This is a genomic window from Nostoc sp. CHAB 5836 (assembly GCF_020829445.1).
Taxonomy (GTDB): domain Bacteria; phylum Cyanobacteriota; class Cyanobacteriia; order Cyanobacteriales; family Nostocaceae; genus Nostoc.
This window is the reverse complement of record NZ_JAIVFV010000369.1, coordinates 1-2,392: the sequence shown is the minus strand read 5'-3', so window position 1 is coordinate 2,392 and position 2,392 is coordinate 1. Positions and strand designations below refer to the sequence as shown.

The window sequence follows — 2,392 nt, the reverse complement described above, 5'->3', positions numbered from 1 at the left end:
CGACTCATTGAAGAAGGGATAGAAATTGTCAGAGTAATTCATGGAGCAAGAAACATCCCAAATCTCTTTGAGTAAGTATGTGACCTGTAAAGTATGCACTTTGATTCCCAGCAAATACTTATGAACTGAAGGGGTGGAATGCGAGGAATGCTGCTTCTGCTATCGCCAGATGATTTCTTAGGTGTGGTCAATGGCACTTTGGGATCAATTGTAGAAAATTAGTCCAGAAATTTTCATAATAAACAATAAAGCGATCGCTACTCAAATAAAGCTACCTCAAAGTCGTACTACAAAATATCGCTGACTCTCAAAAACCTAAGTATTATTACTAAATAGATTGAGTGTTGCCCTGTGCTAGAAAATTAATGTACGTAATAATTCGGAGAAAAATAATTTGTAAATTGCTTATCAGATAAAAGCTTTAAAATTTTCGTGATAATTAGCTAAATAATATAGACGTATAGAAAAATACTTAATAAGATGTAGCAGGTGCTAAGAGCCTCCGAGATGAATAAACTATTTTATACCTGCTACTCAAAAAGCATAGTTGCTCTCTTAGCACTCTAGTCCAACCAGTCATTAGACATAAGGGTTTAGCGGAGTGAAATTGTGATGATTAGAGGAGGGATAATACCAGTCCAGTCACAAAGAGGAAGATACCAGTGACTGACATTGTAACTGGACAAATTGTGCGAGTGCGATCGCGGCAGTATCTTGTAGAAGAAGTTGTGTCGAAACCCACTAAGGAGCAAGACACAAAAGTTAGTCTTTCTTGTTTAGAAGATGATGCGTTAGGAGAATCGCTAGAAGTCCTATGGGAACGGGAAATAGATGCCAAAATCGTAGGGGCGACATCATGGGATTCCATAGCGAATCGAGGTTTTGATAATCCGCGTCTATTTTCTGCCTACCTGCACACATTACGGTGGAATTGCGTAACCTCCACAGATGCCAAGCTTTTTCAAGCGCCTTACCGAGCGGGTATAGAAGTCAAAGCTTATCAATTAGAGCCGCTACGTAAAGCTTTGCTAATGCCGAGAGTCGGTTTATTTATTGCGGATGATGTCGGTTTGGGCAAGACAATTGAGGCAGGGCTGATACTGCGTGAGATGCTGATGCGGCAAAAGGTTAGGCGAGTAGTTATCTCGTGTCCGCCATCAGTGGTAAGGCAGTGGCAAGAAGAAATGGAGAGTCGCTTTGGACTCACATTCATGATTCTTGACCGTGAGTTTATTGCTGCCCGTCGTCAAGAACGGGGTTATGGAATTAACCCTTGGATGACACACACCCGGTTCATTATTTCCCACGCTTTGCTACGAGATGAAACATACACCGCACCGTTACGGGACTGGCTTGGTGATTTTGCAGCTGCATCCATGCTCATCCTTGATGAAGCTCACAATGCTGCACCTGCGAGTGGTGCAAAGTATGCCGTTGACTCCCAACTTACCAAGACTGTTCGAGATTTAGCACCGCGTTTTGAACACAAGCTGTTTTTATCTGCCACTCCCCACAATGGACACTCCAACAGCTTTGCTGCCTTACTAGAAATTCTCGACCCCCAGCGTTTCTGCCGAGGAGTACCCGTTCGTAATCGCAAGTTGCTGGACACAGTAATGGTGCGGCGCTTAAAACAAGATTTACGGGAGATTGGAGAAGAGTTTCCCCAACGCTACGTTCTTCCTATAGTTATTGATAACCTGCCAGAAGACGCGCCCGAACTCAAATTATCCCGACTGCTACAACAATATCGCAATCTGCGTGAGGAAAAGCTCAAAGATGCAGCGAAGTCTACCCAGACTACGGCGATGCTGGTGATTACTTCATTACAAAAGCGTCTTTTGTCTTCCATTGAGGCATTTGCTCGGACTTTAAAGGTGCATCGGACGGGGATGGAAAAGCAAGCGGCTCACAGCACCTCCATACATCAAGCCAGTCTCCCGTTGCTGTTTGAATCCCCTGGTGCTGATGATGAACGGGCTGAATTTTCCGAAGAGGAAGTAATTGCAGAAGAAGATGCTCAAATGGCAGCAGCTAGTATGCAGGCTGCGGGACAAACAGCCCGTGAATTAGCAATTTTAAATGAAATGGCAGATGTAGCGAATTCCTCTCGCTATCAGCCAGATCCGCGGATTCAACAACTGGTGGAGTGGATTCGCCAAAATCTTTGTCCCGATTTGGGTCAACCTAATGCTGCTTGGTTAGAACGGCGAGTAATTATCTTTACAGAATATACAGATACTAAACGTTATTTACAACAGCAGTTAAGTACCTATGCAAAATAAATTGTATATTATGGAAATAGTAATGTAAAATATCTTCTTGGTCACAAGAAGGTCAAAAAAATGCGATTTATTAAAGATTTAACTATTGATACAATCAAATTACTTAA

1 protein-coding gene is annotated in these 2,392 nt (G+C 42.7%); it reads left to right on the top strand.

Going from position 1 to position 2,392, the window contains the following annotated elements; all coding sequences use genetic code 11:
- Window positions 1–662: 662 nt before the first annotated feature.
- Window positions 663–2,285: a DISARM system SNF2-like helicase DrmD gene (drmD, locus tag LC605_RS32525; protein ID WP_229551479.1), complete on the top strand. Its 1,623-nt coding sequence runs from the start codon at window positions 663–665 to the stop codon at window positions 2,283–2,285.
- Window positions 2,286–2,392: the final 107 nt, after the last annotated feature.